The organism is Pseudomonas sp. REST10 (assembly GCF_029542605.1).
Classification (GTDB): domain Bacteria; phylum Pseudomonadota; class Gammaproteobacteria; order Pseudomonadales; family Pseudomonadaceae; genus Aquipseudomonas; species Aquipseudomonas khazarica.
The window spans coordinates 988,421-1,015,030 of record NZ_CP035677.1 but is presented as its reverse complement, the minus strand read 5'-3'; the positions used below and the strand labels follow the sequence as shown (position 1 = coordinate 1,015,030).

The following is a 26,610-nucleotide window of genomic DNA, read 5'->3' as shown; positions in this document are numbered from 1 at the left end:
AGCCGCCTTTTTTGCTGATATCCCCCGCTCTGATGGATAGTGACATGACCGACCAGACCACCCTTCTGCCCGTCCGCCGCGCGCTGATCAGCGTTTCCGACAAGACCGGCGTCCTCGAGTTTGCCCGTGAACTGAGCGCCCTCGGTGTCGAGATCCTCTCCACCGGCGGCACCTACAAGCTGCTCAAGGACAACGGCGTAGCCGCAGTGGAAGTGGCGGACTACACCGGCTTCCCGGAGATGATGGACGGCCGCGTGAAGACCCTGCACCCGAAGATCCACGGCGGCATCCTCGGCCGTCGCGCCCTCGACGCGGCGGTGATGGACGAGCACGGCATCAAGCCGATCGACCTGGTGGCGGTCAACCTCTACCCCTTCGAGGCCACCGTGGCCAAGCCTGACTGCGACCTGGCCGACGCCATCGAGAACATCGACATCGGCGGCCCGACCATGGTCCGTTCGGCTGCGAAGAACCACAAGGACGTGGCCATCGTGGTCAACACCGGCGACTACGCCGGCATCGTCGCCGCGCTGAAAGCCGGTGGCCTGAGCTATGCCCAGCGTTTCGACCTGGCCCTCAAGGCCTTCGAGCACACTGCCGCCTACGACGGCATGATCGCCAACTACCTGGGCACCATCGACCAGGCGCGTGACACCCTGTCCACCGAGGGCCGTGGCGCCTTCCCGCGCACCTTCAACAGCCAGTTCGTCAAGGCGCAGGAAATGCGCTACGGCGAGAACCCGCACCAGAGCGCGGCGTTCTACGTGGAAGCGAAGAAGGGCGAAGCCAGCGTCTCCACCGCCATCCAGCTACAGGGCAAGGAGCTGTCCTTCAACAACGTGGCCGACACCGACGCCGCGCTGGAATGCGTGAAGAGCTTCGTCAAGCCGGCCTGCGTCATCGTCAAGCACGCCAACCCGTGCGGCGTTGCCGTGGTTCCGGAAGACGAAGGCGGCATCCGCAAGGCTTACGACCTGGCCTACGCCACCGACACCGAGTCGGCCTTCGGCGGCATCATCGCCTTCAACCGCGAGCTGGATGGCGAAACCGCCAAGGCCATCGTCGAGCGCCAGTTCGTCGAAGTGATCATCGCCCCGAAAATCTCCGCCGCAGCCCGTGAAGTGGTCGCGGCCAAGGCCAACGTGCGCCTGCTCGAGTGCGGCGAATGGCCGGCCGAACGTGCCGCCGGCTGGGACTTCAAGCGGGTCAACGGCGGCCTGCTGGTGCAGAGCCGCGACATCGGCATGATCAAGGCGGAAGACCTGAAGATCGTGACCCAGCGCGCACCGAGCGAGCAGGAAATCCATGACCTGATCTTCGCCTGGAAAGTGGCCAAGTTCGTCAAATCCAACGCCATCGTCTACGCCAAGAACCGTCAGACCGTGGGTGTCGGCGCCGGCCAGATGAGCCGCGTCAACTCCGCCCGCATCGCCGCGATCAAGGCCGAGCACGCCGGCCTGCCGGTACCGGGCGCGGTCATGGCCTCGGACGCCTTCTTCCCGTTCCGCGACGGCATCGACAACGCCGCCAAGGCCGGCATCACTGCCGTGATCCAGCCAGGTGGCTCGATGCGCGACAACGAAGTGATCGCGGCGGCCGACGAAGCCGGCATTGCCATGGTGTTCACTTCGATGCGCCATTTCCGTCATTGATTGGCTGGTGGATGGCTTCGGCCATCCACCCTACGTCACCCGAAATGTGTAGAACGTAGCCCGGATGAAATCCGGGGACGCCCTAATTGAAAGCCCCGGATTACATCCGGGCTACGCTCAGGAGAACCCCATGAACGTACTGATCATCGGCAGCGGCGGCCGCGAGCACGCCCTGGCCTGGAAAGTGGCGCAGGACAAGCGCGTCGAGAAGGTTTTCGTTGCCCCGGGCAACGCCGGCACCGCCGTCGAGGCCAAGTGCGAGAACGTCGCCATCGACGTGCTGGCCATCGAGCAACTGGCGGACTTCGCCGAGAACAACGTGCAGCTGACCATCGTCGGCCCGGAAGCGCCGCTGGTCAAAGGCGTGGTCGATCTGTTCCGCAAGCGCGGCCTGGACATCTTCGGCCCTACCGCTGCGGCTGCTCAGCTGGAAGGCTCCAAGGCCTTCACCAAGGACTTCCTGGCGCGCCACCGGATCCCCACCGCCGACTACCAGAACTTCACCGAGATCGACCCGGCGCTGGCCTACCTGCGCGAGAAGGGTGCGCCCATCGTGATCAAGGCCGATGGCCTGGCCGCCGGCAAAGGCGTGATCGTCGCCATGACCCTCGAAGAAGCCGAGGCAGCCGTGCGCGACATGCTCGCCGGCAATGCCTTCGGTGACGCCGGTTCGCGCGTGGTGATCGAAGAGTTCCTCGACGGCGAGGAAGCCTCCTTCATCGTCATGGTCGACGGCGAGAACGTGCTGCCGATGGCCACCAGCCAGGACCACAAGCGGGTCGGCGACGCCGATACCGGCCCCAACACCGGCGGCATGGGTGCCTACTCCCCGGCTCCCGTGGTCACCGCCGACGTGCACAAGCGCGTCATGGACGAAGTGATCTACCCCACCGTGCGTGGCATGGCCAGCGAAGGCAACGTCTACACCGGCTTCCTCTACGCCGGCCTGATGATCGACAAGAGCGGCGCGCCGAAGGTCATCGAGTTCAACTGCCGCTTCGGCGACCCGGAAACCCAGCCGATCATGTGCCGCCTGGAAAGCTCTCTGGTGCTGCTGGTCGAAGCCGCGCTGGCCAAGGCGCTGGACAAGGTCGAAGCGACCTGGGACCCGCGTCCGACCGTGGGCGTGGTGCTGGCAGCTGGCGGCTACCCGGGCGACTACGCCAAGGGCGACGTGATCAGCGGCCTGGATGAAGCGGCCCAGCTCGACGGCAAGGTGTTCCATGCCGGCACCGCGCTGAAGGACGGCCAGATCGTCACCGCAGGCGGCCGCGTGCTGTGCGCCACGGCCATCGGCGCCAGCGTCGCCGACGCCCAGCAGCAGGCCTACCGCCTTGCCGAGAAGATTTGCTGGAACGGCATGTTCCACCGCAACGACATCGGCTACCGCGCCATCGCCCGCGAGCGCGGCGAGGACTGAGGCACAGGTGCGGACCGGCCAGCGAGCCGGCGAGCTCGACTCGCCGGTCACGCCTGCTGGCTCGCCAAGCAGCCGCCACGGGCCCGGAACGCCCGTGGCGAGCCGCGTTGCCAGTTGGCCTGATGGGTCACAAAAAGCCGCTCTGTAGCGTATTCCCCCAAACGGATGCTTGGCTATAATCCGGCCACTTATATAGAAGGACTTGCCCGTGCGCCGGCTCAGGATTGCCATTGGACTCATCGCCAGCTTGCTGCTGCTCGGCCTCGCCGTGACAGCAAGCGCCAGCGTAAGCCCGACGGGTACCACGACCTGGTCCTACCTGGTCGACGCCAGTGCACGGCTGGGGCTCGATGAGGTTCGCGCGCAACGCCAGCAGTTCAAGCCTCTGACCAAGCAGTCCTTCACCTTCCCCCCCAGCAAGCATGCCGTCTGGTTGCGGGCCGAACTCGCGCCGCAGCAGCAACCGGCCTGGCTGTGGGTGTTCTCGCCACGGGTTCAGTACCTCGACTACTACCTGCTCAGGGACGGCCAGCTCGAGCAGAACCTGCACACCGGCGAGGCCATGCCGCAGGAATCGCGACCGCTGCCGTCGCGCTTCTACCTGATGCCCCTGCCCAACGATGGCCAGGCCCGCGTCGCCTACGTACGCCTGACCTCCAATCACCCGCTGATGACCTGGTTCAAGGTGATGGACCAGGCCGAGCTGGTCAGCCTGGAGAAGCCCGTCTACCTCTACGGCATGCTCTTCGGCGCGCTGTTGCTGCTGACCCTGTACAACCTCATCCGCTTCATCTACACCCGCAGTGGCAGTGCGCTGTGGCTGGCTGGCGTCAACATCGGCCTGGCCATCTGCTCCTCGGCCAACCTCGGCATCTTCGCCCAGTGGCTGCCCAGCCTGGGCTACAACCAGTCGCTGATCGCCGACCTCTCGGCGCTGTTCGCCGCCTTCAGCGTGCTGGCCTTCGGCCTCGGCTTCGTGCACAGCACACCAGTGCAGAACAGCCGCCTGAATCGCCTGCTGATGGGCAACGCCGTGCTGGTGCTGGCCTACGCACTGTGCATCGCCCTCACCGGCTTGTACTGGTTCAGCTCGCTGGTCTACCTGCTGGTGGTGGTGAGTTCGCTCAACCTGCTGCTGGTCAGCAGCCTGCACTGGCGCTCCGGCTACACACCGGCGCGCCTGATCGCCGTGGGCATGCTGGTGTTCAACCTCGGCTTCGGTTTCTTCGTGCCGGTGCTGCTCGGCTTCGACCAGCTCACCCCCGGCTGGCTGGTGCTCGGCGTGTTCAGCGTCGCGACCCTGGCCGGACTGATCCTCAGCATCTCGCTGACCGAGCGCCAACGGCAGATCCAGCAGGACACCCTGCAACAGAGCACGGCGCTCGCCGCGAGCAGCGCTGAGCTGCGGGCCAAGGCCGAGTTCCTGGCCAAGATCAGCCACGAAATCCGTACCCCGATGAATGGCGTGCTGGGCATGACCGAGCTGCTGCTCGGCACGCCGCTGTCGGCCAAGCAACGCGACTACGTGCAGACCATCCACAGCTCGGGCAACGAGCTGCTCACCCTGATCAACGAAATCCTCGACATCTCCAAGCTCGAATCCGGCCAGATCGAGCTGGACGACGTGCAGTTCGACCTCGGCGCGCTGATCGAGGACTGCCTGGACATCTTCCGCGCCAAGGCCGAGCAGCAGAAGGTCGAACTGATCAGCTTCATCCAGCCGCAGGTGCCACGGGTGATCAGCGGCGACCCCACGCGTCTGCGTCAGGCCCTGCTGAGCCTGCTGGACAATGCGTTCAAGCAGACCGACGAGGGCGAGATCCTGCTGGTGGTCGCACTGGACAACAGCGACGGCAACTACCGCCTGCGCATCGCCGTACAGGACAGCGGCCGCCCGCTGCTGCCCGAAGAGCGCGACGCCCTGCTCAACGCCGAACTGCAGAGCCGTGACTTCCTCGCCGCCACCCGTCTCGGCGGCCGCCTGGGCCTGATCATCGCGCGCCAGCTGGTGCGCCTGATGGGCGGCGAATTCGGCATCCAGGGCAGCGGCAACCAGGGCACCACGCTGTGGCTGACCCTGCCACTGGACGCGGCCCGCCTGGAGCAACCGGAAGCCGACCTGGACAGCCCGCTGCAAGGCGCACGCCTGCTGGTGGTGGACGACAACGACACCTGCCGCAAGGTGCTGATGCAGCAGTGCAACGCCTGGGGCATGCAGGTCAGTGCCGTGCCATCGGGCAAGGAGGCGCTGGCACTGTTGCGCACCAAGGCGCACATGCGCGAGTACTTCGACGCGGTGCTGCTCGACCAGGACATGCCCGGCATGACCGGCATGCAGCTGGCCGCCAAGATCAAGGAAGACCCGAGCCTCAACCACGACATCCTGATCGTCATGCTGACCGGCATCAGCAATGCACCGAGCAAGGTGATCGCCCGCAACGCCGGGATCAAGCGCATCCTGGCCAAGCCGGTGGCCGGCTACACGCTCAAGACCACCCTGGCCGACGAACTGGCCCAGCGCCCCAACGACACCCCCGCCCAGGCCGCGCCGACACCGGTGAGCACGCCGCTGAACGTGCCGGCCGACTTCCGCATCCTGGTGGCCGAAGACAACAGCATCTCCACCAAGGTGATTCGCGGCATGCTCGGCAAGCTCAACCTGCAGCCGGATACCGCCAGCAACGGCGAGGAAGCCCTCAGCGCGATGAAGGCGCAGCCCTACGACCTGGTGCTGATGGACTGCGAGATGCCGGTGCTCGACGGCTTCTCCGCCACCGAGCAGCTGCGCGCCTGGGAACAGAGCGAGCAGCGCCCGCGCACCCCGGTGGTGGCGCTGACCGCGCACATCCTCAACGAACACAAGGAACGTGCCCGCGCCGTGGGCATGGACGGGCACATGTCCAAGCCGGTCGAGCTGTCGCAGTTGCGCGACCTAATCGAGCACTGGATCGCCGAGCGCGAACTGCGTCGCCAGCGTGAAGTGTCGTAAGGCGGGTGAACCCCGCCTGACCATCGATGGCGGCTTGCCCCCGCCCTACTCTCAAACGAGCCCCCCATGTCCGAGTTGTTCAGCCTGTACCTGAAGATGCTGGTGCTCTACAGCCCCTTCTTCGTCCTCTCCTGCTTCATCGGCCTGAGCCGCGGCTACACCCTCAAGGAGCGCAAGCGCCTGGCCTGGAAAGTGGCGCTGGCAACGCTGGTCGCCAGCGTGCTGCTGTACCTGTTCGGCAAGCACATCTTCACCCTGTTCGGCATCACCATCGACGCCTTCCGCATCGGTGCGGGCTCGGTGCTGTTCATCTCCGCGCTGGGCATGGCCCAGGGCAAGTCGGCGGTACAGAGCGACAACGTGCAGCAGGACGTCACCATCGTGCCGCTGACCATTCCCATCACCGTCGGCCCCGGCACCATCGGTGCCCTGCTGCTGATGGGGGCCAGCCAGCCGCACTGGGATGACAAGCTGGTGGCGGTGGCGGCGATCCTCCTCGCCAGCCTGACCGTGGGCGTGGTGCTGTACCTGTCCAACCAGTTCGAACGCCTGCTCGGCGACCAGGGCCTGCAGATCGTCAGCCGCCTGATGGGCCTGTTCGTCTGCGCCCTCGCCGCGCAGATCATCTTCACCGGGGTGAAGAACTACCTGGTGCCGTAACCCGTAGAACCTGCCCCGGACTTCATCCGGGCTACGCCGTTGCAACGGCATTCGCGCACCACAAGCTCGCAGCCCGGCCCCGGCACGGTGCGCCCAGGCCGTGCCGGCCCCTGCCAATCCGCGCCCTGCCCCTTGAAAACAGCGGGCTGAACAGACCTGGCACCTTCGTTGCTCTGCTGATCCCAACTTGGATACAAGATGGGATCAGCACATGCTCACCGCTCCTCACGCCCTCACCCTCGGCCAATGGCAGCAGGCCTACCGCGACGGTCAGTCGCCAGCCGCACTGATCGGCGCGCTGCGCGCCGAACTCGACCACGCCGACAACGCCTGGATCGCCCTGGCCAGCGATGCCCAGCTGAGCGCGCAGCTGGAAGAACTGGCAGCCGCGCTGGACACGGCTGCCGGCGACCTGAGCAGGTTGCCCCTGTACGGCGTGCCCTTCGCCATCAAGGACAACATCGATGCCGCCGGCTGGCCGACCACTGCCGCCTGCCCCGAGTTCGCCTACGCGGCCACTACCGACGCCACCGTGGTCGCCCGCCTGCGTGCGGCCGGCGCCATCCTCATCGGCAAGACCAACCTCGACCAGTTCGCCACCGGCCTGGTCGGCACCCGTTCGCCTCACGGCGCGGTGCCCAACAGCTTCGACCCGGCCTATGTCAGCGGCGGCTCCAGTTCCGGCTCGGCCAGCGTGGTCGCGCGGGGCCTGGTGCCCTTCTCGCTGGGCACCGATACCGCCGGTTCCGGCCGCGTGCCGGCAGGCTTCAACAACATCGTCGGGCTCAAGCCGACCAAGGGCTGGCTGCCCAACACCGGGCTGGTGCCGGCCTGCCGCACGCTCGACTGCATTTCAGTGTTCGCCCTGACCGTCAGCGACGCCCTGGCGGTGGCCAATATCGCCGGTGGCTACGACGCCGCCGATGCCTACAGTCGCAGCAACCCGAACAGGGCCAAGGTCGGCATGCCGGCCCGCCCACGCCTGGCGGTGCCGGCCAATCCCGAGTTCTTCGGCGACAGCCAGAACCAGGCGGTGTACAGGGCTGCGCTGGACAAGCTGCAAGGGCTGGGCGCCGACCTGATGGAAATCGATTTCGCCCCCTTCCAGCAACTGGCCGAGCAGCTCTACTACGGCTCCTGGGTTGCCGAGCGCAGCGTCGCGGTGGAAGGCGTGAACCCCGAACACATCAACCCGGTGGTGCGCGGCATCGTCGCGAACGGCCACAAGTACAGCGCCTGCGATGCCTACAAGGCCGAATACATCCGCGCCGAACTGAGTCGCGTCATCAACGACGCCCTGGCCAGCTTCGACGCCCTGGTGGTGCCCACCTCACCAACCCTCCGCACCCTGGCCGAGATGGAAGCAGAACCGGTGCTGTACAACAGCCAGTTCGGCACCTACACCAACTTCACCAACCTCGCAGACCTGTCCGCCCTGGCCGTTCCGGCGGGCCTGCGTGCCGACGGCCTGCCCGCCGGCATCACCCTGATCGCCCCGGCCTGGCATGACCAGGCGCTGGCCGCCTTCGGCCAGCGCTGGCAACAGGCACTCGACCTGCCCATGGGCGCCACCGGCAAGCCGCTGCCTGCACAAAACGCCAGCGACAAGCCGGCCCCCGGCAGCATTCGCGTCGCCGTGGTCGGCGCGCACCTGACCGGCATGCCGCTGAACTTCCAGCTCACCACACGCGATGCCGTACTGGTGGAACAGACCCGCAGCACCGCCCGCTATCGCCTCTTCGCCCTGCCCGGCAGCGTGCCGCCCAAGCCGGGCCTGGCGCGGGTCGCCGCCGATGGCGCGGAGATCATCGTCGAGCTGTGGGACGTGCCGCAGGCGCGCTTCGGCGAGTTCGTCGCGGAGATTCCGCCGCCGCTGGGCATCGGCAACCTGGAGCTGGCCGACGGTCGCTGGGTCAAGGGCTTCATCTGCGAGCCCTATGCCCTCGACGGCGCCCGCGACATCACCAGCTTCGGCGGCTGGCGCGCCTTCATCGCCAGCACCCAGGCCTGAGCCCATGTCGCGCAGCGCGCCACGTCCACCGAGCCTGGCCGAGCGTATCTACGCTCGGCTCAAGGACGACATCTTCGAGTTTCGCCTGATGCCCGGCGACCGCTTCTCCGAAGGCGAGGTCGCCGAGCGCATGAGCGCCAGCCGCACCCCCGTGCGCCAGGCCCTGCATCGCCTGCAGCGCGAGGGCTTTCTCGATGTGCACTTTCGCAGCGGCTGGCAGGTGCGCCCACTGGACTTCGCGCAGTTCGACGAACTGTACGAGCTGCGCATCCTGCTCGAACTGGACGCCGTGCGCCGGCTTTGCCAGCGCCCCAACGATGAACAGCCCCCTGCACTGCAAGCGCTCGCGCGCACCTGGATGGTGCGCAAAGAGAATCAACTGCAGGACGGCAGCGCCGTTTCACGCCTCGACGAAGCGTTTCACTGCCAGCTGCTCGAGGCAGCCGGCAACCGCGAGATGGCCCGCGTACACCGCGAGGTCAGCGAGAAGATCCGCATTCTAAGGCGGCTGGACTTCACCCAGGCGCGGCGCATCGAGCTGACCTACGCCGAGCATGGGCAGATTCTCGAGGCAATCCTGACTCATCGCTCAGAAGAGGCACAGCAATTGCTCAAGAGCCATATAGAGGTCAGCCAGGCAGAGGTGCATTCGATCACCTTGCACAAGCTTTACGCCGCGAGACAGCGCGTGGAGCGGATGCCGGAATAACCGAGCCATGACCTTCACTGCATGACCCATAACAACGCTGTCCACTTACTCACACTTGTGAATGGAGATCGCACCATGCAACGTCGCAGCCTGATCAAGGCCTTCACCCTTTCCGCTTCCATCGCCGCCATGGGCCTGAGCTGGTCCATCCAGGCCGCCGAGACCATCAAGGTCGGCATCCTGCACTCGCTGTCCGGCACCATGGCCATTTCCGAAACGTCGCTGAAAGACATGGCGCTGATGACCATCGACGAGATCAACGCCAAGGGCGGCGTGCTCGGCAAGCAACTGGAACCGGTGGTGGTCGATCCCGCGTCGAACTGGCCGCTGTTCGCCGAGCGCGGGCGCCAGCTGCTGACTCAGGACAAGGTCGCCGTGACCTTCGGCTGCTGGACCTCGGTGTCGCGCAAATCCGTGCTGCCGGTCTATGAAGAACTCAACGGCCTGCTGTTCTACCCCGTGCAGTACGAAGGCGAGGAAATGTCGCCGAACGTGTTCTACACCGGTGCGGCGCCAAACCAGCAGGCCATCCCGGCGGTGGAATACCTGCTCAGCGAAGACGGCGGCGGCGCCAAGCGCTTCTTCCTGCTGGGTACCGACTACGTCTACCCGCGCACCACCAACAAGATCCTGCGCGCCTTCCTGCACAGCAAGGGCATCGCCGACAAGGACATCGAAGAGGTCTACACCCCCTTCGGCCACAGCGATTACCAGACCATCGTCGCCAACATCAAGAAGTTCGCTGCGGGCGGCAAGACGGCCGTGGTCTCCACCGTCAACGGCGACTCCAACGTGCCGTTCTACAAGGAACTGGCCAACCAGGGCCTGGAAGCCACCGACGTACCGGTGGTGGCCTTCTCGGTCGGTGAAGAAGAACTGCGCGGCATCGACACCAAGCCGCTGGTCGGCCACCTCGCGGCCTGGAACTACTTCCAGTCCGTGGAGAACCCGGTCAACGAGAAGTTCGTCGCCGACTGGAAAGCCTACGCCAAGGCCCAGAAGCTGCCGAACGCCGACACCGTGGTGACCAACGACCCGATGGAAGCCACCTACGTGGGTATCCACATGTGGGCCCAGGCCGTCGAGAAGGCCGGCACCACCGACGTCGACAAGGTTCGCGAGGCCATGGCCGGCCAGGAGTTCGCCGCGCCGAGCGGCTTCACCCTGAAGATGGACGAGAAGAACCACCACCTGCACAAGCCGGTGATGATCGGCGAAATCCAGGATGACGGTCAGTTCTCCGTGGTCTGGGAAACCGAGGGGCCGATCCGCGCCCAGCCGTGGAGCCCGTACATCGAAGGCAACGACAAGAAAGCCGATACCCCGGTGAAGTCGAACTAAGGCAAAAGCCCCTCTCCCCCAGCCCCTCTCCCGTATGTGGGAGAGGGGAGACACGCGGCACGGAGCGATGCACTGCACCGTACCGGTCCCCTCTCCCCCCTTTCTTTCATGAAGAGGGGGAGAGGGCCAGGGAGAGGGCCGCCGTAGCCCGGATGCACGTCCGGGACGCTCACCCCGGATTGCATCCGGGCTACGCCAAGGACACCTTATGCCCACTGCCCTTACCCGAATTCTCCTCAGCCTGCTGCTGTTGCTGCCACTGGCCGCGACGGCTGGCGAGGCCGACGATTTCGCCGCAGCCAACGCCAGCAAGCAGGCCAAGCTCCTGCAAGGCTGGGCGGCAGCCCCCACCATCGAGCGCATGCCGCTGCTGCAGGCCCTGCAGCAGGGTCGCGTCGCCAGCGATGCCGACAAGCGCGCCTTCATCGATCAGGACGGCACCTGGCAGGCCGCCGTTGGCGAGGGTGAAGCCAACGGCACACCACGCAAGCTGCGCCTGAACAATCGCCTGCGCGGCCTGATCGGCGTGGCCGTCGCCAGCCATCAGCTGCTCGACGATGCCGCCGCCGTGCGCCTAGAGGCGGCCCGGCAACTGCAGCGCAACACACCGCCCAACCTGCTGCCACTGCTGGAGAGCCGCCTGAGCATCGAAGCGGACGACGCGGTGCAGGACGCCATCACCCTGGCCCTGGCCAACCTGCAGCTGAGTGACGCCGACCCGGCGGTGCGCCTGGCGGCGGTCAAGCGCCTGGGGCAGACCGGCGACCCGCAGGCGCGTACCCGCCTGCAAGGTCTGCTCGACGGCGACGAAAGCGACGCCGACGTGCGCGCCGCAGCCGAGCAGAGCCTGGCACAGGTGAAGAACAAACTGCTGATCGGCGAGCTGCTCGGCCAGGCGTTCAGCGGTCTGTCGCTGGGCTCGATCCTGCTGCTCGCAGCGCTCGGCCTGGCCATCACCTTCGGCCTGCTCGGGGTGATCAACATGGCCCACGGCGAGATGCTGATGCTCGGCGCCTACACCACCTACGTGGTGCAGCTGGCCTTCCAGAAGCTCGCTCCCGGCTACCTCGAACTCTATCCGCTGGCGGCGCTGCCAATCGCCTTCCTGGTCACCGCCTGCATCGGCATGGCGCTGGAGCGCACGGTGATTCGCCATCTCTACGGCCGCCCGCTGGAAACCCTGCTGGCCACCTGGGGCATCAGCCTGATCCTGATCCAGCTGGTGCGCGTCACCTTCGGTGCGCAGAACGTCGAGGTGGCCAACCCGGCCTGGCTGTCCGGCGGCGTGCAGGTGCTACCGAACCTGGTGCTGCCGTACAACCGCATCGTCATCATCGGCTTCGCGCTGTTTGTCGTGGTCCTTACCTGGTTGCTGCTGAACCGGACGCGCCTGGGCCTGAACGTGCGCGCGGTGACGCAGAATCGCAACATGGCCGCCTGCTGCGGCGTGCCCACCGGTCGCGTGGACATGCTGGCCTTCGGTCTCGGCTCGGGCATCGCCGGCCTCGGCGGTGTCGCCCTGAGCCAGATCGGCAACGTCGGCCCCGATCTCGGCCAGAGCTACATCATCGACTCCTTCCTGGTGGTGGTGCTCGGCGGCGTCGGCCAGCTGGCCGGCAGCGTGCTGGCCGCCTTCGGCCTGGGCGTGGTGAACAAGTTCCTCGAACCGCAGATCGGCGCCGTGCTCGGCAAGATCCTCATCCTCGCGCTGATCATCCTGTTCATCCAGAAACGTCCGCAAGGCCTCTTCGCGCTCAAGGGCCGGGTGATCGACTGATGGTGGCCCCATCGACCGTGGGGCGGGTGAAACCCGCCACCCCGAGCGGGCCATCGCTGCAGCGGCGGGTTGCACCCGCCCTACGCCAATAAAGAATGAGTGATCGACTGATGAATGCGCTAAACCAAACCTTGCTGGCCCGCGCCAGCGCCAAGCTCGGCCCCCGCGTCTGCATGGCCGTCGGCGTGCTGGTACTGGCGCTGCTGCTGGCCATGCCGCTGCTGCACCTGCTGCCGGCCGAGCATGCCCTGCATGTGACGGCCTACAGCCTGACCCTGGTGGGCAAGATCCTCTGCTACGCCATCGTCGCCCTGGCGCTGGATCTGGTCTGGGGCTACGCCGGCATGCTGTCGCTGGGCCACGGCCTGTTCTTCGCCCTCGGCGGCTACGCCATGGGCATGTACCTGATGCGCGAAGCCGCCGGCGACGGCCTGCCGGCGTTCATGAGCTTCCTCGCCTGGAACGAGCTGCCCTGGTACTGGTACGGCACCTCCAGCTTCCTCTGGGCCATGTGCCTGGTGGTACTGGCGCCCGGCCTGCTGGCCCTGGTGTTCGGCTTCTTCGCCTTCCGCTCGCGGATCAAGGGCGTGTATTTCTCGATCATGACCCAGGCGCTGACCTTCGCCGGCATGCTGCTGTTCTTCCGCAACGAGACCGGCTTCGGCGGCAACAACGGCTTCACCGGCTTCACCCGCATCCTCGGCTTCGACATCACCGCGCAGGGCACCCGCGCCGCGCTGTTCTTCGCCACCGTGCTGCTGCTGGTCGCCAGCCTGTACCTGGGCTTTCGCCTGGCGCGCAGCAAGTTCGGCCGGGTGCTCACGGCCCTGCGCGACGCCGAGAATCGCCTGATGTTCTGCGGTTACGATCCGCGCGGCTACAAGCTGTTCATCTGGGTGCTGTCCGCCGTGCTGTGCGGCCTGGCCGGGGCGCTGTACGTGCCGCAGGTGGGCATCATCAACCCCAGCGAAATGGCACCGACGCAGTCCATCGAAGCGGCCGTGTGGGTCGCCCTCGGCGGGCGCGGCACGCTGATCGGCCCGCTGCTCGGCGCTGGCCTGGTGAACGGCATGAAGAGCTGGTTCACCGTGGCCTTCCCCGAATACTGGCTGTTCGCCCTGGGCGCCCTGTTCATCGTCGTCACCCTGTTCCTGCCGCGAGGCGTCGTCGGCCTGCTGCAGAGGAAGTCATCATGATCGCTCCTGCGCTTTCCATCTGCGGCGTTGCGCGGTGCCCGCTCCTCACCGTACCCACTCGTACTGCTTCGTCGCTGCGCGCCTCGCGCCTTGCAGCTGAAAATGCTCGCGACGCGCTCCTGACGACCTCCACGGAGAAGGATCAATGAGAGCTACTCCGGTACCCGAAACCATGCTCGAAGCCGCTTTCGACCCCACCGGCCTGTCGCTGGACACCGGCAAGACCGTCGGCAAGGGCGTCAATGTCCGTCACGGCACCATCCTCACCCTGGAAGACATCAACGTCAGCTTCGATGGCTTTCGTGCGCTGACCGACCTGACCCTGTACATCGGTGTCGGCGAGCTGCGCTGCATCATCGGCCCCAACGGCGCCGGCAAGACCACCATGATGGACGTGATCACCGGCAAGACCCGCCCGGACAACGGCGTGGCCTACTTCGGCGAACAGTACGACCTGACCGCCATGAGCGAGGTGGAGATCGCCCAGGCCGGCATCGGCCGCAAGTTCCAGAAACCCACGGTATTCGAGGCACTGTCGGTGTTCGAGAACCTGGAGCTGGCGCAGAAGACCAACAAGTCGGTGTGGGCCAGCCTGCGCGCCAGGCTCAGCGGCGAACAGAAGGACCGCATCGAAGAAGTGCTCACCACCATCCGCCTGGAAAGTTCGCGCCACCGTCCGGCTGGCCTGCTCTCCCATGGCCAGAAGCAGTTCCTGGAAATCGGCATGCTGCTGATGCAGGAGCCGCACCTGTTGCTGCTCGATGAACCGGTGGCCGGCATGACCGACGCCGAGACCGAGTTCACCGCCGAGCTGTTCAAGTCACTGGCACGCAAGCACTCGCTGATGGTGGTGGAACACGACATGGGCTTCGTCGGCTCGATCGCCGACCACGTCACCGTGTTGCACCAGGGCAGCGTGCTGGCCGAAGGCTCGCTGGAGCAGGTGCAGAACGACGAGCGGGTGATCGAGGTTTATCTGGGGCGCTGACGCGCCAGCTGCAAGCCTCAAGCCGCTTTTACTTGTGGCTTGCAGCTTGAAGCCTTCAGCGCCAAGAACGAGGAATTGAATCATGCTCCAAGTCCAACAACTGCATCAGTACTACGGCGGCAGCCACATCCTGCGCGGGCTGTCGTTCGACGTGAAGGTCGGCGAGGTCACCTGCCTGCTCGGCCGCAACGGCGTGGGCAAGACCACCCTGCTCAAGTGCCTGATGGGCCTGATCCCGGCCAAGGACGGCAGCGTGCAATGGGAAGGCAAGGCCATCACCGGCTTCAAGCCGCACCAGCGGGTGCACGCCGGCATCGCCTACGTTCCACAGGGACGCGAGATCTTCGGCCGCCTGACCGTGGAGGAGAACCTGCTGATGGGCCTGTCGCGGTTTCCCGGCAGCCAGGCCAAGGTCGTCCCGGAATTCATCTACGAGCTGTTCCCGGTGCTGCGCGAGATGAAGCAGCGGCGTGGCGGCGACCTCTCCGGCGGCCAGCAGCAACAGCTGGCCATCGGCCGTGCCCTGGCCAGCCAGCCACGCCTGCTGATCCTCGACGAACCCACCGAGGGCATCCAGCCCTCGGTGATCAAGGAAATCGGCGCGGTGATCCGCAAACTGGCCGAGCGCGGCGACATGGCCATCCTGCTGGTCGAGCAGTTCTACGACTTCGCCGCCGAACTGGCCGACCAGTACCTGGTGATGAGCCGTGGCGAGATCGTCCAGCAGGGCCGTGGCGAGAACATGGAAGCCGAGGGCGTACGCGGCTTGGTGGCGATCTGAGGCAGGTCGCGGGCGGTACGCAGCGACGCCTGACACCACGGCATCATCTGTGCGACAGTACCGGCCTGCCCTTACCGGCGGGCCTCCAGGCGCTCACCGCAGCGGCCCGCGGCCGCCCGCCCCGGTAACCGGGGCCAGTGGCGAACGCCGTGTGCGCCTCGCCCCACGCCAAGCCCCGACTGCCGGGGCCAGCGCTGCTGCGGCAGCGCCGCGTCACCCTCCACTCCAGAACCTGTACAGGACACCCCATGAGCAACGTGATCTTCATCACCGGCGCCACCTCCGGCTTCGGTCGCGCCGCCGCCCGCCGTTTCGCCGAGGCCGGCTGGTCGCTGGTACTTTCCGGTCGCCGCGAGGAGCGCCTGCAGGCGCTGCGAGACGAACTGGCAGCCAAGGTTCCCGTGCACATCGCCACCCTCGACGTGCGTGACGCAGAGGCCGTGCAAGGAATGGTCGATGCCTTGCCGGAGGCCTTCCGCAAGGTCACCGTGCTGCTCAACAACGCCGGCCTGGCCCTGGCCCCCGAACCGGCGCAGAAGGTGGCCCTGCAGGACTGGCACACCATGATCGACACCAACGTCACCGGTCTGGTCAACGTCACCCATGCCGTACTGCCGCTGCTGCTGGAAACCGGCAAGGGCACCAGCATCATCAACATCGGCTCGGTCGCCGGCGAGTGGCCCTACCCGGGCGGCCACGTGTACGGCGCCACCAAGGCCTTCGTCAAACAGTTCGGTTTCAACCTGCGCTGCGATCTGGTCAGCACCGGCGTGCGCGTCACCGACATCGCGCCCGGCATGGCCGAAACCGAGTTCACCCTGGTCCGCACCAAGGGCAACCAGGCTGCTTCCGACGCGCTGTACAGCACCACCACGCCGCTCAGCGCCGAGGACATCGCCGAGCAGATATTCTACGTGGCCACCCTGCCCGCGCACATCAACATCAACCGCCTGGAAATCATGCCGAGCCGTCAGGCCTGGTCGTCCTTCGCCGTGGATCGCGACTGACCCGCCCGGCGCCGACCGCTTCAGGCCGGCGCCCGCAACGGCGCACCGAATTGGTTCAGGGCACGCCTCTTGCTTGCCCACTCGGTCAACTATCGAGTGGAATCCCTGCCCCACCATGAATCTGCCTGCAGCCCTGTTCACGCCAAGCTGGCCCGCCGAACTGGAACTGGCCTACGCACGCCATGGCGAGCGCACCACCCCGGTGCAGAGGCGCCACCTCGGCCCACTTAGGGTGCAGAAGCACCTGTATGCCGAAGGGCCGCAGGTCTGCCAGCACATCATCGTGCACCCGCCCGGTGGCATCGCCGGCGGCGACCGCCTGGACATCTCGGCAGACGCCGGGGAGAACACCTGGGTGCAGCTCACCAGCCCGGGCGCAGCCAAGTGGTATCGCGCCAGCGAGGTGGCCCGCCAGGATCTGCGCCTGAGCGTTGCGGCCGGCGCCACCCTGGAGTGGCTGCCGCAGGAAACCATCCTCTATGCCGGCGCCCAGGCCGAGCTGCACACGCAGATTGAGCTGCAGGGCGATGCCCGGCTGTTCTACTGGGACATCATCGCCCTCGGCCGCCCGGCCGCCGACGAGCGCTTCGGCAGCGGCCATTTCCAGGCCGCGCTGGACATCCGCCGCGACGGCAAGCTGCTGTGGCACGAGCGCCAGCGGGTCACGGGCGACGACGGCCTGCTCGACTCGCCGCTCGGCCTCGATGGCCAGCCGGTATTCGCCACCCTGCTGGTCGGCGGCGAGGTGCCCGGCGAGCTGCTGGAGCGCTGCCGTGAAGTGCAGGTCGCGGGCGTACGTGGCGATCTCAGCCAGTTGTCCGGGCTGTTGATCGCACGCTGCCTGGCCAGCGAAGCGCTCAAGGCCCGCGCCTGGCTGATCGCCCTGTGGCGCCTGCTGCGACCGGCGCTGCTCGGCCGCGAAGCCGTGCCGCCACGGATCTGGAGTACCTGAGCGGATGAACATTCAGCCATCGCTGGCCACCCACCACTTTCGCCACGCAGGGCTGCCCTGCCACGCCATCTGACTGGAGTTCTCATGGACCTATCGCCAAGAGAGAAAGACAAGCTGCTGATCTTCACCGCCGGCCTGGTGGCCGAGCGTCGCCTGGCCCGAGGGGTGAAGCTGAACTACCCGGAGGCCATGGCCTACATCTCCGCGGCACTGCTCGAAGGCGCGCGCGATGGGCAGACCGTCGCCGAGCTGATGCATTTCGGCACCACCCTGCTGAGCCGCGACCAGGTGATGGAAGGCGTGCCGGAGATGATCCCGGAAATCCAGATCGAAGCCACGTTCCCCGACGGTACCAAACTGGTCACCGTCCACCAGCCGATCGCCTGAGCATGAGTTACTCGATCATGGACGCCAGCGAAGCCGACCTGCCCGGCATCCTGGCCATATACAACGACGCGGTGGAGTTCACCACGGCGATCTGGAACGAAACGCTGGTGGACCTGGCCAACCGACGCGCCTGGCTGGCCGAGCGCACGGCCAGCGGCTTTCCCGTGCTGGTGGCGCGCGACGCCGACGACGAGGTGCTCGGCTATGCCAGCTATGGCACCTGGCGCAGCATCGAGGGCTTTCGTCAGACCGTCGAGCATTCGGTCTACGTACGCGCCGACCAGCGTGGCCGTGGCCTTGGCCCGGCCCTGATGCAGGCGCTGATCGAGCGCGCCCGCGCCGCCGACCTGCACGTCATGGTCGCTGCCATCGAGTCCGAGAACAGTGCCTCGATCCGCCTGCACCAGCGCCTCGGCTTCGTCACCACGGGGCAGATGCCCCAGGTCGGCCGCAAGTTCGAGCGCTGGCTGGACCTGACTTTCATGCAACTGATTCTGGAGTGAGCACCTGATGATTCCCGGCGAATACCAGATTGCCGACGGCGAGATCGAGCTGAATGCCGGTCGCCGCACCCTGACCCTGTCCGTGGCCAACAGTGGCGACCGTCCCGTGCAGGTCGGCTCGCACTACCACTTCTTCGAAACCAACGATGCGCTGCTGTTCGACCGCGCGGCGACACGCGGCATGCGCCTGAACATTCCGGCCGGTACGGCGGTGCGCTTCGAGCCGGGGCAGAGCCGCGAGGTGGAGCTGGTCGAGCTGAGCGGCGCACGCCGCGTGTTCGGCTTCGCCGGGCGCGTGATGGGCGACCTGGATTGAGGTGAGGTTTGTAGGAGCGGCTTTAGCCGCGATAACGGTTTCGCGGCTAAAGCCGCTCCTACAGAAGAACCGCAGCGCCTCATGCCCTGACAGACAGAAAGACAAACACGCGCCAGCCTTCGCACCACAAGGGAAGCGAATATGAAAATCAGCAGACAAGCCTACGCCGACATGTTCGGCCCCACCGTCGGCGACAGGGTGCGCCTGGCCGATACCGACCTGTGGATCGAAGTGGAGAAGGACTTCACCACCTACGGTGAAGAAGTGAAGTTCGGCGGCGGCAAGGTGATCCGCGACGGCATGGGCCAGGGCCAGCTGTGCGCCGCCGATGTGGTCGACACCCTGATCACCAACGCGCTGATCATCGACCACTGGGGCATCGTCAAGGCCGACGTCGGCCTCAAGGACGGGCGTATCGCCGCGATCGGCAAGGCCGGCAACCCGGACATCCAGCCCGATGTGAGCATCGCCATCGGCGCCGGTACCGAGGTGATCGCCGGGGAAGGCATGATCCTCACCGCCGGCGGCATCGACACCCACATCCACTTCATCTGCCCGCAGCAGATCGAAGAAGCGCTGATGAGTGGCGTCACCACCATGATCGGTGGCGGCACCGGGCCGGCCACCGGCACCAACGCCACCACCTGCACCTCGGGCCCCTGGCACATGGCGCGCATGCTGCAGGCCGCCGATGCCTTCCCGATGAACCTCGGTTTCACCGGCAAGGGCAACGCCTCGCTGCCGGAGCCGTTGATCGAACAGGTCAAGGCCGGCGCCATCGGTCTCAAGCTGCACGAAGACTGGGGCACCACCCCGGCGGCCATCGACAACTGCCTGAGCGTGGCCGACCAGTACGACGTGCAGGTGGCGATCCACACCGACACCCTGAACGAGTCGGGTTTCGTCGAAACCACCCTCGGCGCCTTCAAGGGCCGCACCATCCACACCTACCACACCGAGGGTGCCGGAGGCGGCCACGCGCCGGACATCATCAAGGCCTGCGGCTTCCCCAACGTGCTGCCGTCGTCGACCAACCCGACCCGGCCATTCACCAAGAACACCATCGACGAGCACCTGGACATGCTCATGGTCTGCCACCACCTCGACCCGAGCATCGCCGAGGACGTGGCCTTCGCCGAAAGCCGCATTCGCCGCGAGACCATCGCCGCCGAAGACATCCTGCATGACCTCGGCGCGTTCAGCATGATCAGCTCCGACAGCCAGGCCATGGGCCGTGTCGGCGAAGTGATCACCCGTACCTGGCAGACCGCCGACAAGATGAAGCAGCAGCGCGGCCCGTTGCCCGAGGATGCCCCGGGCAACGACAACTTCCGCGCCAAGCGCTACATCGCCAAGTACACCATCAACCCGGCGATCACCCACGGCATCAGCCACGAGGTCGGCTCCATCGAAGTCGGCAAGTGGGCCGACCTGGTGCTCTGGCGCCCGGCCTTCTTCGGGGTGAAACCGACGCTGATCCTCAAGGGCGGAGCCATCGCCGCCAGCCTGATGGGCGACGCCAACGCCTCGATCCCGACGCCGCAACCGGTGCACTACCGGCCGATGTTCGCCAGCTATGCCGGCAGCCGCCACGCCACCAGCATCACCTTCATCAGCCAGGCCGCATTCGACGCCGGCGTGCCGCAGCAGCTTGGTTTGCAGAAGCAGATCGGCGTGGTCAAAGGCTGCCGCGAGGTGCAGAAGACCGACCTGATCCACAACGGCTACCTGCCGAGCATCGAGGTCGACGCGCAGAACTACCAGGTCAAGGCCGACGGCCAGTTGCTCTGGTGCGAACCGGCCGAGGTGCTGCCGATGGCGCAGCGTTACTTCCTGTTCTGAACGGACAGTCGGGCGGAGCGCATCCGCCCGCTGCCTGCGTGAGCAACATCACGGCCACCCGGACGCAACCTCGCTAACCTGCGCGCTCTTTCACGGATGACAGGACGCAACGGATGCACCGTTTCAAATCCGCGCTGTTTCTCGGCATCGGCCTCTTGCTACTGACCGCCACCCTGTACGGCTACCTGGATACGCTCGCCTTTCTCGACGAGGCGAAGCGTGCGCCGGGCCAGGTGGTGGCGCTCAATGCTGGCGGCTCGCACCCGCAGATCAGCTTTACCGATGAACAGGGCCGGCAGCACAGCTATCCACAAGGCGGGCTGATCTTCGGCTACGAGGCAGGCGAAGCCGTGCAGGTGCTCTATCTCGCTGAAAAACCCGCGCCCAGCGCGAGGCTGGAAGCCTTTGGCGCACTCTGGGCAGAGCCACTGCTGTGCGGTCTGCTCGGCCTGGCCTTCACACTGCTGGTGCTCTGCCAGCGCTCACGCTGAGCAGCCAGCAGAGCGGGTGCAACCTGTCCGGCGGGCCGATTCAGGAGGCCTGTTTCATCTCGTCGTAGGCGCTCAGGTAATCACCTGCCAGTTGCTCCTTCTGCCGTTCGCGCAGCAGCTTGCCGGCCATCTGGAAGAAGGTGCGTTCCTCTTCCCGGAGGTGATGTTCGACCTTGTCCGCCAGGGCCTTGGCCTGGGCCAGCCAGCTGGGGCTGCTGGGGTCGGTCGCCTCCAGGTCCTCGATCATTTCATCCATCTGGTGATGCTCGGCAATCGCATGGCGCGACAGGTCGACGCCGGCATCCTGCTGCATCAGGGGAATGTAGAAATGGCGTTCCTCGGCCACCGAATGCACGGCCAGCTCCTGCTTGAGCTGGGCGAACAGGGCGTGGCGTTCGGAGCTGTCCCCGTGGGTGGCGACCAGCTTCTGCGCAAGCTCGCGCTGAAGGTCATGGCTGAGTCGCAGCGCTTCGAAAATCGTCATGCAGGCACCTCTTCCTGAGTGATGGTCGTAGTAGAACTAGACCCTCGACGCGCCGAGAGGTGCCGCATTCGTTCAACGCAGCTGGCTATCCTTGCTGCCGCGCCGGTTGTAGCCGGTGAACGCGGCGTTCTCGCGGTCATGCTCGGCCTGGCACGTCACGCACAGGCGCACGCCGGGAATCGCCTGGCGGCGCGCTTCGGGGATGAGCGCGTCGCACGCCTCGCAATGACGCAGGCTCTCGCCTTTCGGCAGCTGGCTACGGGCACGCGCAACGGCGTCCTCGATGCTGCTGTCGATCTGCTCCTGTACCGCGTCGTCGTTCGCCCAGCCACTGGCCATGCTCAGCCTCCTGTAGTTCACCGCACAGATATGCGCCCGGTGAACCCGAAGTGCAAGCGCAGCCCATCGGCAGGGCTACTCGCGGACTTCCATGAACTCCTTGGCCCAGACGATGTAGTCCTCGGGCATGGTGTACTTGTGCGTCAGCTCGGTGGCGTTGAGGTCACAAGGCTGGGCACCGCGCTGCTCGCGCAGGCAGTCGTAGGTGGCCTTGATCGCGGCGAAGTAGGCAGCGTGGCCGTTGACCACGATACGTACGCCCAGGCGCGCCAGGCGCTGGTTGTCACGCAGCTCCGGGTTGCCGTAGGTGACCAGCATCAGCGGCACCTTGAGGCCCGCGGCGATCTGCTCCAGATGGGCGAAGTCCTTCACGCCCACCAGGCAGATGCCGTCGGCGCCAGCGGCCTCGTAGGCGCGGGTACGGCGGATCACCTCGTCCACCTCCAGTACGCCGGCGTGGGTCCGGGCGATGATCGCCAGGTCCGGGTCGACACGCGCCTCGAGCGCCGCGAGGATCTTGCCGACCCCTTCCTCGATAGAGATCAGGTCGGTGGACTTGCGTCCGAACTGGGCCGGCAGCAGGGTGTCCTCGATGGTCAGCGCGGCGACGCCGGCGCGTTCCAGCTCGACCACCGTACGCATGACGTTGAGCGCATTGCCATAGCCGTGGTCGGCGTCGGCGATCACCGGCAGGCGCGACACACGACCGATGCGTGCGGCCTGCTCGACGAACTCGCTGAGGGTGATCAGCGCGAAGTCCGGGGCGCCCAGCACCTGAAGCGAGGCGACGGAGCCGCCGAGGATGCCGACCTCGAAATCGAGGTCGGCGGCGATGCGGGCGGACATGGGATCGAAGACCGAGGCGGTGTGGTAGCAGCGGTCGGAAGCCAGCAGGGCACGAAAGGCGCTGCGTAGCTCATGATGGGATGCACGTTGCAGGATGGGCATGGGGCGTATTCCAAAGTCGGTTGAATCGCTTTTTTCTCTTTTTAGTAATGGCCTAGACGTGACGAATGCTAGCGCAAGGCACTTGCTGCCAGCTTTCAGCCAGGCCCGCCTGGCCAATGACCAGCAAATTACCGGCCAGCCAGCTCCGCCGGCAGCGTCGGGAAGAAACCTCCGCCGGTCAACAGCCCGTAGGCCATCCAGCCGGCGACGCCGAGGTAGCACAGACGCGGCAGCCAGGTCGCCAGCATCTGCTGCTGCGAAGCCAGCTGCTGCGCCTGCATGCGCGCGAACCGTAGCAGCGCCTCTCCCGGCCGGCCTGTCGCCTCGCCCGTGTTGAGCACGCCGATCAGCATCGATTTACCGGCGAAGGACAGGCCATCGAAAGCGCGCACCAGCGACTGCCCCGCCGCGACGCGAGGCGCCAGGCTGGCGAAATCCCGCCGCAAGCGCGGGTTGCTCACGGCGCTGCACGCACGTGGCAAGGCATCGAGCGCCGGCATCCCCGCCTCCAGCAACAAGCCGAGGCTGTCGCAGAAATTGCGGATATCCGCCCGGCGCAGCAGGCTGCCGAGCACCGGCAGCGCCAGCAGCAGGTCGTCGAGCGGGCCAGGGCGTTCCGCGCGACGGCGCTGCAGACGTTGCCACGCCAGGCGCACGACGAACAGCACGGCCAGCAGCCAGAGCAACGGCAGCAGCACGGCCAGCAGGTAGCCGCCGACACCCAGGCTGCCGGCGACCAGCGCCGGCAGGGGTTTGACCAGCAGTGCCAGCAACAGCACACCCGCCGGCATCAACAGGCGGGAACGCAGCTCTCCGGCCTGGCGCGCCTGTTCCTCGTAGCGCTGCGCCAGCTGCTGGTGGATATGCGCCAGCGCGCCCGCCTCCTGGGCCGCCCGCAGCAGGCTGCTTTCCAATGGCGTGAACACGCCACTCAGCTGGCCGGAACTCGCCAGATCACGGCCTGCGCCGACCATCTGACGCAGGCGCTGCAGCGCCGGCTCGTGCCGCGGCCCCAGGTTCAGGCTGGCCAGCGCTCGATCGACGGGTACCCCAGCCTGCTCCATGGCATGCAGGTGCGCGAACAACTCGGCGCGGCGGGACAGGGCAAGCGGGGGAAGACGACGCGGCATGATCGGACTCGCTACGGATTGCAGCGCTCAGGTTAACCAGTCGAGACAGCGCTCGCTACGGTTCGACCGGCGGCATCGGTGCATGCGGCAGCCAGCGTTGGAGAATCGCGGCGAGACTGCCATCCTCGTGCATCTGCCGCAGCGCACGCTGCCAGCGCGCCACGCGCACCACCGAGGTCTGCGGCGAGAAGGCGATGTAGTAGGCCGAACGCATGAACGGCACATGGGCGGTGACGTCCTGCGGCTTCAGGTCGACGGTGGCCAGCTCGCCAGCCAGGGTCAGGTCCTCGGTGGCGATCAGCTTGACCCGCCCATGCTTGAGCATGGTCATCATCTGCTTCGGCGTGGACACCCCGTAGAGGTTGTCGAAACCACGCGCGCTGAGCGTCTCGAAGGTGTACCACTGCTTGGGCAGGGCGAGCGGCCCGCTCGCGGCGGCCTGCTGCAGATCGTCGATGACCAGGTTGCGCGACCTGAGCGAGTAGAAGCTGGTCGTCCCGACCACGATGGGGCCGACCCAGAGAAACTTGCCCTCACGTTCCGGGGTGCGCACGGTGGAGAACAGGGCGATGTCCGCCTGCTGCTGGGCGAGGTAGAAGGCGCGGGTCCAGGGCATCAGTTCGATCTTTCCGCTGTCGCCGGTGCGCGCCAGCAGGGCCCGGACCACCTCGACGGAGAAGCCGCTGACCTCGCCGTCGCGCATGAAGCTCATGGGCGGGGTGTCTTCGGTGAGCAGCTGCAACTCTGCCAGCGCAGGGCTGCACAGCATCGCCAGGCAAACGCACGACAGCCACCTCACCAGCTTCATTCCTCCCTCCCGCCTGCGGCCGGGCACTCAGCGCAGCCCATCACTCGACACTCAGCAGGTCGGCCAGGGCCTGCTCATCGGCCTCGGGAAACCAGTGTCGATAGATGCGCTCCAGACTACCGTCATGCCGCATTTCCTGCAGCGCCCGCTGCCAACGTGCGACACGGGCAGCCTGGGTGCGCCGGGAAAAGGCGATGTAGGAGTCGTTGGCCATCAGGTCGAACTGTTCCTGCAACTGGCAGGGCCTCATGCCCTGCTCGGCGAGCATGCCATTGAGCGTCAGGTTGTTGGCCAGCAGCAGCTTGACCCGGCCATGGCGGAACATGCGCAGCATGTCCTGGGGGGTCGACACACCGTACAGGTTGTCCAGTTTCTGCTCGGCCAGCAGCTCGTAGCTGTACCAGCGCTTGGGCACCGCCAGGGTGCCGAGGCGACGCACATCGTCGAGGTTGGTGACCTGCAGCCCGGCCTCCTTGAGCGTGTAGAAGCGCGTATGACCATGGGCGATCGGCCCGACCCACTGGAAATCGGCCTCTCGCTGGGCCGTGCGGACGGTGGAGAAGATCGCTGCGTTCGCCTGCTGGCGAACCTGGTGGTAGCCACGCGTCCAGGGCACCAACTCGATACGCGCCGGCTCGCCGGTACGGCGGATCAGTTCCTCGACCACCGCCACGGCCATGCCGCTCGGCTTGCCATCTTCGAGATAGCTGAAGGGTCGATAGTCCTCGGTATAGAGCTGCAGCTCGGCGGCAGACAGGCAGGTGCAGACACTGCAGAGCAGCGTCACGACACAGGCCTTGAACGTCGGATTCATTGCACACCACCGTCTGGATCGGGCCCTGCAGCGATTTCAGGGCGATCGGTCAGGCGATGATAAACACCCGTCCCCGCTCTCACCAAGAACCTCCTGGCGCGGTCGCCGTCATCACCCGCGGCTCCAGCAACAGTTGCAGCGGCGTGGCCGCGCGCTCACCGCTGAGCGCGCGCTGCACCAGGCGCACCGCGTGATCCCCCATGGCCTGCGGCTGCTGCAACAGCAGCGCCTGGAGCTGCCCGTCGTGCAGGGCATCGAACAACAGCTCGCCACCGTCAAAGCCGACGAAGGCCACCTGGCCCGCCCTGCCCATCTGCCGCAATGCCGCCAGGGCCGCACGGGTGCTGCTGCCGTTGGGGCTGAACAGGCCATCCAGCTCCGGCAGCATGCGCGTCAGCGCCGCGACCATGCGCTGTCGGTCAGCGCCCAGGTAATCATCGAAGACCACCTGCAGGCCCGCTGCATGGGCCGCCAGCAGGAAGCCGCGCTCACGCTCCTGGGTCGACTGCAACCCCGGCTGCAGGCGCAGCAGCGCCACCCGCTTGCCGGCGCCCAACTGCTCGGCCAGCTGCTGCCCAGCCAGCTGACCGGCGAGGAAGTTGTCCGTGGCGACCAGCGCATAGGCCCCTTCGCCGGCGACGCTGCGATCGACGTAGACCGTGGGGATGCCCTGCTCGCGCAGGGCGACGACACGCGCATCGATGGCGTCGCCGGCCGGCGCGATGATCAGGGCCTTGCAGCCATGCGCGAGGACGCGCTCGATCAGTTGCAGCTGCACGTCGACGCTGCCCTCGTTGGTCGGGGCTCGCGTGTAGATATCCATCTGCAGATCATCGGCGCTGCGACGTGCGCCCGCTTCCAGGTCCGTCCAGAAGGCCGAGGTGCTGGCCGGTATCAGACCGATGCAGTCGCGCGCCATGGCCATCGCCGGGAGCAGGAGGGCGGCTGTCAGCAGCAGGCAAACGAAAGAAAGGACTCTTGGCATGTTCGACTCCCAGCCATTGCCATCACTTTAGCATCAGGCGTTGGCCTCATGCCCCTGTCGCGAAGCTGTCGGCTCATACT

25 protein-coding genes are annotated in these 26,610 nt (G+C 66.4%); 18 read left to right on the top strand and 7 right to left on the bottom strand.

Going from position 1 to position 26,610, the window contains the following annotated elements:
• Positions 1 to 44: 44 nt before the first annotated feature.
• From purH to EWH21_RS04590, 18 genes are all read left to right on the top strand, one after another.
• Complete coding sequence (purH, locus tag EWH21_RS04675; RefSeq protein ID WP_037052574.1) at positions 45 to 1,652, top strand: bifunctional phosphoribosylaminoimidazolecarboxamide formyltransferase/IMP cyclohydrolase; 1,608 nt, start codon at positions 45 to 47, stop codon at positions 1,650 to 1,652.
• A gap of 130 nt (positions 1,653 to 1,782) precedes the next feature.
• Positions 1,783 to 3,072 carry a phosphoribosylamine--glycine ligase gene (gene purD, locus EWH21_RS04670; RefSeq protein ID WP_277699922.1) on the top strand — a complete coding sequence of 430 codons (1,290 nt, stop codon included), beginning with the start codon at positions 1,783 to 1,785 and terminating at the stop codon, positions 3,070 to 3,072.
• Between the two features lie 208 nt (positions 3,073 to 3,280).
• Complete coding sequence (locus EWH21_RS04665; RefSeq protein ID WP_037052570.1) at positions 3,281 to 6,061, top strand: hybrid sensor histidine kinase/response regulator; 2,781 nt, start codon at positions 3,281 to 3,283, stop codon at positions 6,059 to 6,061.
• 66 nt (positions 6,062 to 6,127) lie between these two features.
• On the top strand, positions 6,128 to 6,721 hold the full coding sequence (locus EWH21_RS04660; protein WP_277699921.1) for a MarC family protein: 594 nt from the start codon (positions 6,128 to 6,130) through the stop codon (positions 6,719 to 6,721).
• 211 nt (positions 6,722 to 6,932) lie between these two features.
• Positions 6,933 to 8,732, top strand: coding sequence for an allophanate hydrolase (gene atzF, locus EWH21_RS04655; RefSeq protein WP_277699920.1), 1,800 nt, complete (start codon positions 6,933 to 6,935; stop codon positions 8,730 to 8,732).
• A 4-nt stretch (positions 8,733 to 8,736) separates the two neighbouring features.
• Complete coding sequence (locus EWH21_RS04650) at positions 8,737 to 9,441, top strand: GntR family transcriptional regulator (protein WP_150607951.1); 705 nt, start codon at positions 8,737 to 8,739, stop codon at positions 9,439 to 9,441.
• 75 nt (positions 9,442 to 9,516) lie between these two features.
• Positions 9,517 to 10,782 carry an urea ABC transporter substrate-binding protein gene (gene urtA / locus EWH21_RS04645; RefSeq protein ID WP_037052561.1) on the top strand — a complete coding sequence of 422 codons (1,266 nt, stop codon included), beginning with the start codon at positions 9,517 to 9,519 and terminating at the stop codon, positions 10,780 to 10,782.
• 208 nt (positions 10,783 to 10,990) lie between these two features.
• Complete coding sequence (gene urtB, locus EWH21_RS04640) at positions 10,991 to 12,559, top strand: urea ABC transporter permease subunit UrtB (protein WP_277699919.1); 1,569 nt, start codon at positions 10,991 to 10,993, stop codon at positions 12,557 to 12,559.
• Between the two features lie 110 nt (positions 12,560 to 12,669).
• Entirely contained in the window at positions 12,670 to 13,755 is a 1,086-nt protein-coding gene (gene urtC / locus EWH21_RS04635; protein ID WP_047589862.1) for an urea ABC transporter permease subunit UrtC, read from the top strand.
• Positions 13,756 to 13,900: 145 nt separating this feature from the next.
• Entirely contained in the window at positions 13,901 to 14,743 is an 843-nt protein-coding gene (urtD, locus tag EWH21_RS04630) for an urea ABC transporter ATP-binding protein UrtD (protein WP_080757063.1), read from the top strand.
• Positions 14,744 to 14,825: 82 nt separating this feature from the next.
• Positions 14,826 to 15,524 carry an urea ABC transporter ATP-binding subunit UrtE gene (gene urtE, locus EWH21_RS04625; RefSeq protein WP_037052544.1) on the top strand — a complete coding sequence of 233 codons (699 nt, stop codon included), beginning with the start codon at positions 14,826 to 14,828 and terminating at the stop codon, positions 15,522 to 15,524.
• Positions 15,525 to 15,772: 248 nt separating this feature from the next.
• A complete protein-coding gene (locus EWH21_RS04620; protein WP_037052541.1) occupies positions 15,773 to 16,531 on the top strand; it encodes an SDR family NAD(P)-dependent oxidoreductase in 759 nt (252 codons plus the stop codon).
• Positions 16,532 to 16,646: 115 nt separating this feature from the next.
• A complete protein-coding gene (locus EWH21_RS04615; protein WP_277699918.1) occupies positions 16,647 to 17,483 on the top strand; it encodes an urease accessory protein UreD in 837 nt (278 codons plus the stop codon).
• Positions 17,484 to 17,567: 84 nt separating this feature from the next.
• Positions 17,568 to 17,870, top strand: a complete 303-nt coding sequence (gene ureA / locus EWH21_RS04610; RefSeq protein WP_017678731.1) for an urease subunit gamma — start codon at positions 17,568 to 17,570, stop codon at positions 17,868 to 17,870.
• A 2-nt stretch (positions 17,871 to 17,872) separates the two neighbouring features.
• On the top strand, positions 17,873 to 18,373 hold the full coding sequence (locus tag EWH21_RS04605) for a GNAT family N-acetyltransferase (protein ID WP_150607945.1): 501 nt from the start codon (positions 17,873 to 17,875) through the stop codon (positions 18,371 to 18,373).
• 7 nt (positions 18,374 to 18,380) lie between these two features.
• Complete coding sequence (locus EWH21_RS04600) at positions 18,381 to 18,689, top strand: urease subunit beta (RefSeq protein ID WP_037052530.1); 309 nt, start codon at positions 18,381 to 18,383, stop codon at positions 18,687 to 18,689.
• 141 nt (positions 18,690 to 18,830) lie between these two features.
• Positions 18,831 to 20,531, top strand: a complete 1,701-nt coding sequence (ureC, locus tag EWH21_RS04595) for an urease subunit alpha (protein WP_277699917.1) — start codon at positions 18,831 to 18,833, stop codon at positions 20,529 to 20,531.
• Positions 20,532 to 20,644: 113 nt separating this feature from the next.
• Entirely contained in the window at positions 20,645 to 21,022 is a 378-nt protein-coding gene (locus EWH21_RS04590; RefSeq protein ID WP_277699916.1) for a DUF3592 domain-containing protein, read from the top strand.
• Positions 21,023 to 21,062: 40 nt separating this feature from the next.
• Here EWH21_RS04590 and EWH21_RS04585 read toward each other — a convergent pair whose 3' ends face one another.
• The 7 genes from EWH21_RS04585 to EWH21_RS04555 all read right to left on the bottom strand — a co-directional run bounded on the left by EWH21_RS04585 (position 21,063) and on the right by EWH21_RS04555 (position 26,530).
• A complete protein-coding gene (locus tag EWH21_RS04585; protein ID WP_037052521.1) occupies positions 21,063 to 21,506 on the bottom strand; it encodes a hemerythrin domain-containing protein in 444 nt (147 codons plus the stop codon).
• A gap of 72 nt (positions 21,507 to 21,578) precedes the next feature.
• On the bottom strand, positions 21,579 to 21,845 hold the full coding sequence (locus EWH21_RS04580) for a DksA/TraR family C4-type zinc finger protein (RefSeq protein WP_037052517.1): 267 nt from the start codon (positions 21,843 to 21,845) through the stop codon (positions 21,579 to 21,581).
• Positions 21,846 to 21,920: 75 nt separating this feature from the next.
• A complete protein-coding gene (locus EWH21_RS04575; RefSeq protein ID WP_037052663.1) occupies positions 21,921 to 22,784 on the bottom strand; it encodes an oxaloacetate decarboxylase in 864 nt (287 codons plus the stop codon).
• Between the two features lie 137 nt (positions 22,785 to 22,921).
• Positions 22,922 to 23,923: a type II secretion system F family protein gene (locus EWH21_RS04570; protein WP_277699915.1), complete on the bottom strand. Its 1,002-nt coding sequence runs from the start codon at positions 23,921 to 23,923 to the stop codon at positions 22,922 to 22,924.
• A gap of 55 nt (positions 23,924 to 23,978) precedes the next feature.
• A complete protein-coding gene (locus tag EWH21_RS04565; RefSeq protein ID WP_210390359.1) occupies positions 23,979 to 24,731 on the bottom strand; it encodes a transporter substrate-binding domain-containing protein in 753 nt (250 codons plus the stop codon).
• Between the two features lie 40 nt (positions 24,732 to 24,771).
• A complete protein-coding gene (locus EWH21_RS04560; RefSeq protein WP_277699914.1) occupies positions 24,772 to 25,545 on the bottom strand; it encodes a transporter substrate-binding domain-containing protein in 774 nt (257 codons plus the stop codon).
• Between the two features lie 79 nt (positions 25,546 to 25,624).
• On the bottom strand, positions 25,625 to 26,530 hold the full coding sequence (locus EWH21_RS04555; RefSeq protein ID WP_277699913.1) for a substrate-binding domain-containing protein: 906 nt from the start codon (positions 26,528 to 26,530) through the stop codon (positions 25,625 to 25,627).
• Between the last annotated feature and the right edge of the window lie 80 nt (positions 26,531 to 26,610).

Coding starts and splice junctions, on each gene's coding strand:
- purH (WP_037052574.1), top strand. CDS start 45: ATGACCGACCAGACCACCCTTCTGCCCGTCCGCCGCGCGCTGATCAGC.
- purD (WP_277699922.1), top strand. CDS start 1,783: ATGAACGTACTGATCATCGGCAGCGGCGGCCGCGAGCACGCCCTGGCC.
- EWH21_RS04660 (WP_277699921.1), top strand. CDS start 6,128: ATGTCCGAGTTGTTCAGCCTGTACCTGAAGATGCTGGTGCTCTACAGC.
- atzF (WP_277699920.1), top strand. CDS start 6,933: ATGCTCACCGCTCCTCACGCCCTCACCCTCGGCCAATGGCAGCAGGCC.
- EWH21_RS04650 (WP_150607951.1), top strand. CDS start 8,737: ATGTCGCGCAGCGCGCCACGTCCACCGAGCCTGGCCGAGCGTATCTAC.
- urtA (WP_037052561.1), top strand. CDS start 9,517: ATGCAACGTCGCAGCCTGATCAAGGCCTTCACCCTTTCCGCTTCCATC.
- urtB (WP_277699919.1), top strand. CDS start 10,991: ATGCCCACTGCCCTTACCCGAATTCTCCTCAGCCTGCTGCTGTTGCTG.
- urtC (WP_047589862.1), top strand. CDS start 12,670: ATGAATGCGCTAAACCAAACCTTGCTGGCCCGCGCCAGCGCCAAGCTC.
- urtD (WP_080757063.1), top strand. CDS start 13,901: ATGAGAGCTACTCCGGTACCCGAAACCATGCTCGAAGCCGCTTTCGAC.
- urtE (WP_037052544.1), top strand. CDS start 14,826: ATGCTCCAAGTCCAACAACTGCATCAGTACTACGGCGGCAGCCACATC.
- EWH21_RS04620 (WP_037052541.1), top strand. CDS start 15,773: ATGAGCAACGTGATCTTCATCACCGGCGCCACCTCCGGCTTCGGTCGC.
- EWH21_RS04615 (WP_277699918.1), top strand. CDS start 16,647: ATGAATCTGCCTGCAGCCCTGTTCACGCCAAGCTGGCCCGCCGAACTG.
- ureA (WP_017678731.1), top strand. CDS start 17,568: ATGGACCTATCGCCAAGAGAGAAAGACAAGCTGCTGATCTTCACCGCC.
- EWH21_RS04605 (WP_150607945.1), top strand. CDS start 17,873: ATGAGTTACTCGATCATGGACGCCAGCGAAGCCGACCTGCCCGGCATC.
- EWH21_RS04600 (WP_037052530.1), top strand. CDS start 18,381: ATGATTCCCGGCGAATACCAGATTGCCGACGGCGAGATCGAGCTGAAT.
- ureC (WP_277699917.1), top strand. CDS start 18,831: ATGAAAATCAGCAGACAAGCCTACGCCGACATGTTCGGCCCCACCGTC.
- EWH21_RS04590 (WP_277699916.1), top strand. CDS start 20,645: ATGCACCGTTTCAAATCCGCGCTGTTTCTCGGCATCGGCCTCTTGCTA.
- EWH21_RS04585 (WP_037052521.1), bottom strand. CDS start 21,506: ATGACGATTTTCGAAGCGCTGCGACTCAGCCATGACCTTCAGCGCGAG.
- EWH21_RS04580 (WP_037052517.1), bottom strand. CDS start 21,845: ATGGCCAGTGGCTGGGCGAACGACGACGCGGTACAGGAGCAGATCGAC.
- EWH21_RS04570 (WP_277699915.1), bottom strand. CDS start 23,923: ATGCCGCGTCGTCTTCCCCCGCTTGCCCTGTCCCGCCGCGCCGAGTTG.
- EWH21_RS04565 (WP_210390359.1), bottom strand. CDS start 24,731: ATGAAGCTGGTGAGGTGGCTGTCGTGCGTTTGCCTGGCGATGCTGTGC.
- EWH21_RS04560 (WP_277699914.1), bottom strand. CDS start 25,545: ATGAATCCGACGTTCAAGGCCTGTGTCGTGACGCTGCTCTGCAGTGTC.
- EWH21_RS04555 (WP_277699913.1), bottom strand. CDS start 26,530: ATGCCAAGAGTCCTTTCTTTCGTTTGCCTGCTGCTGACAGCCGCCCTC.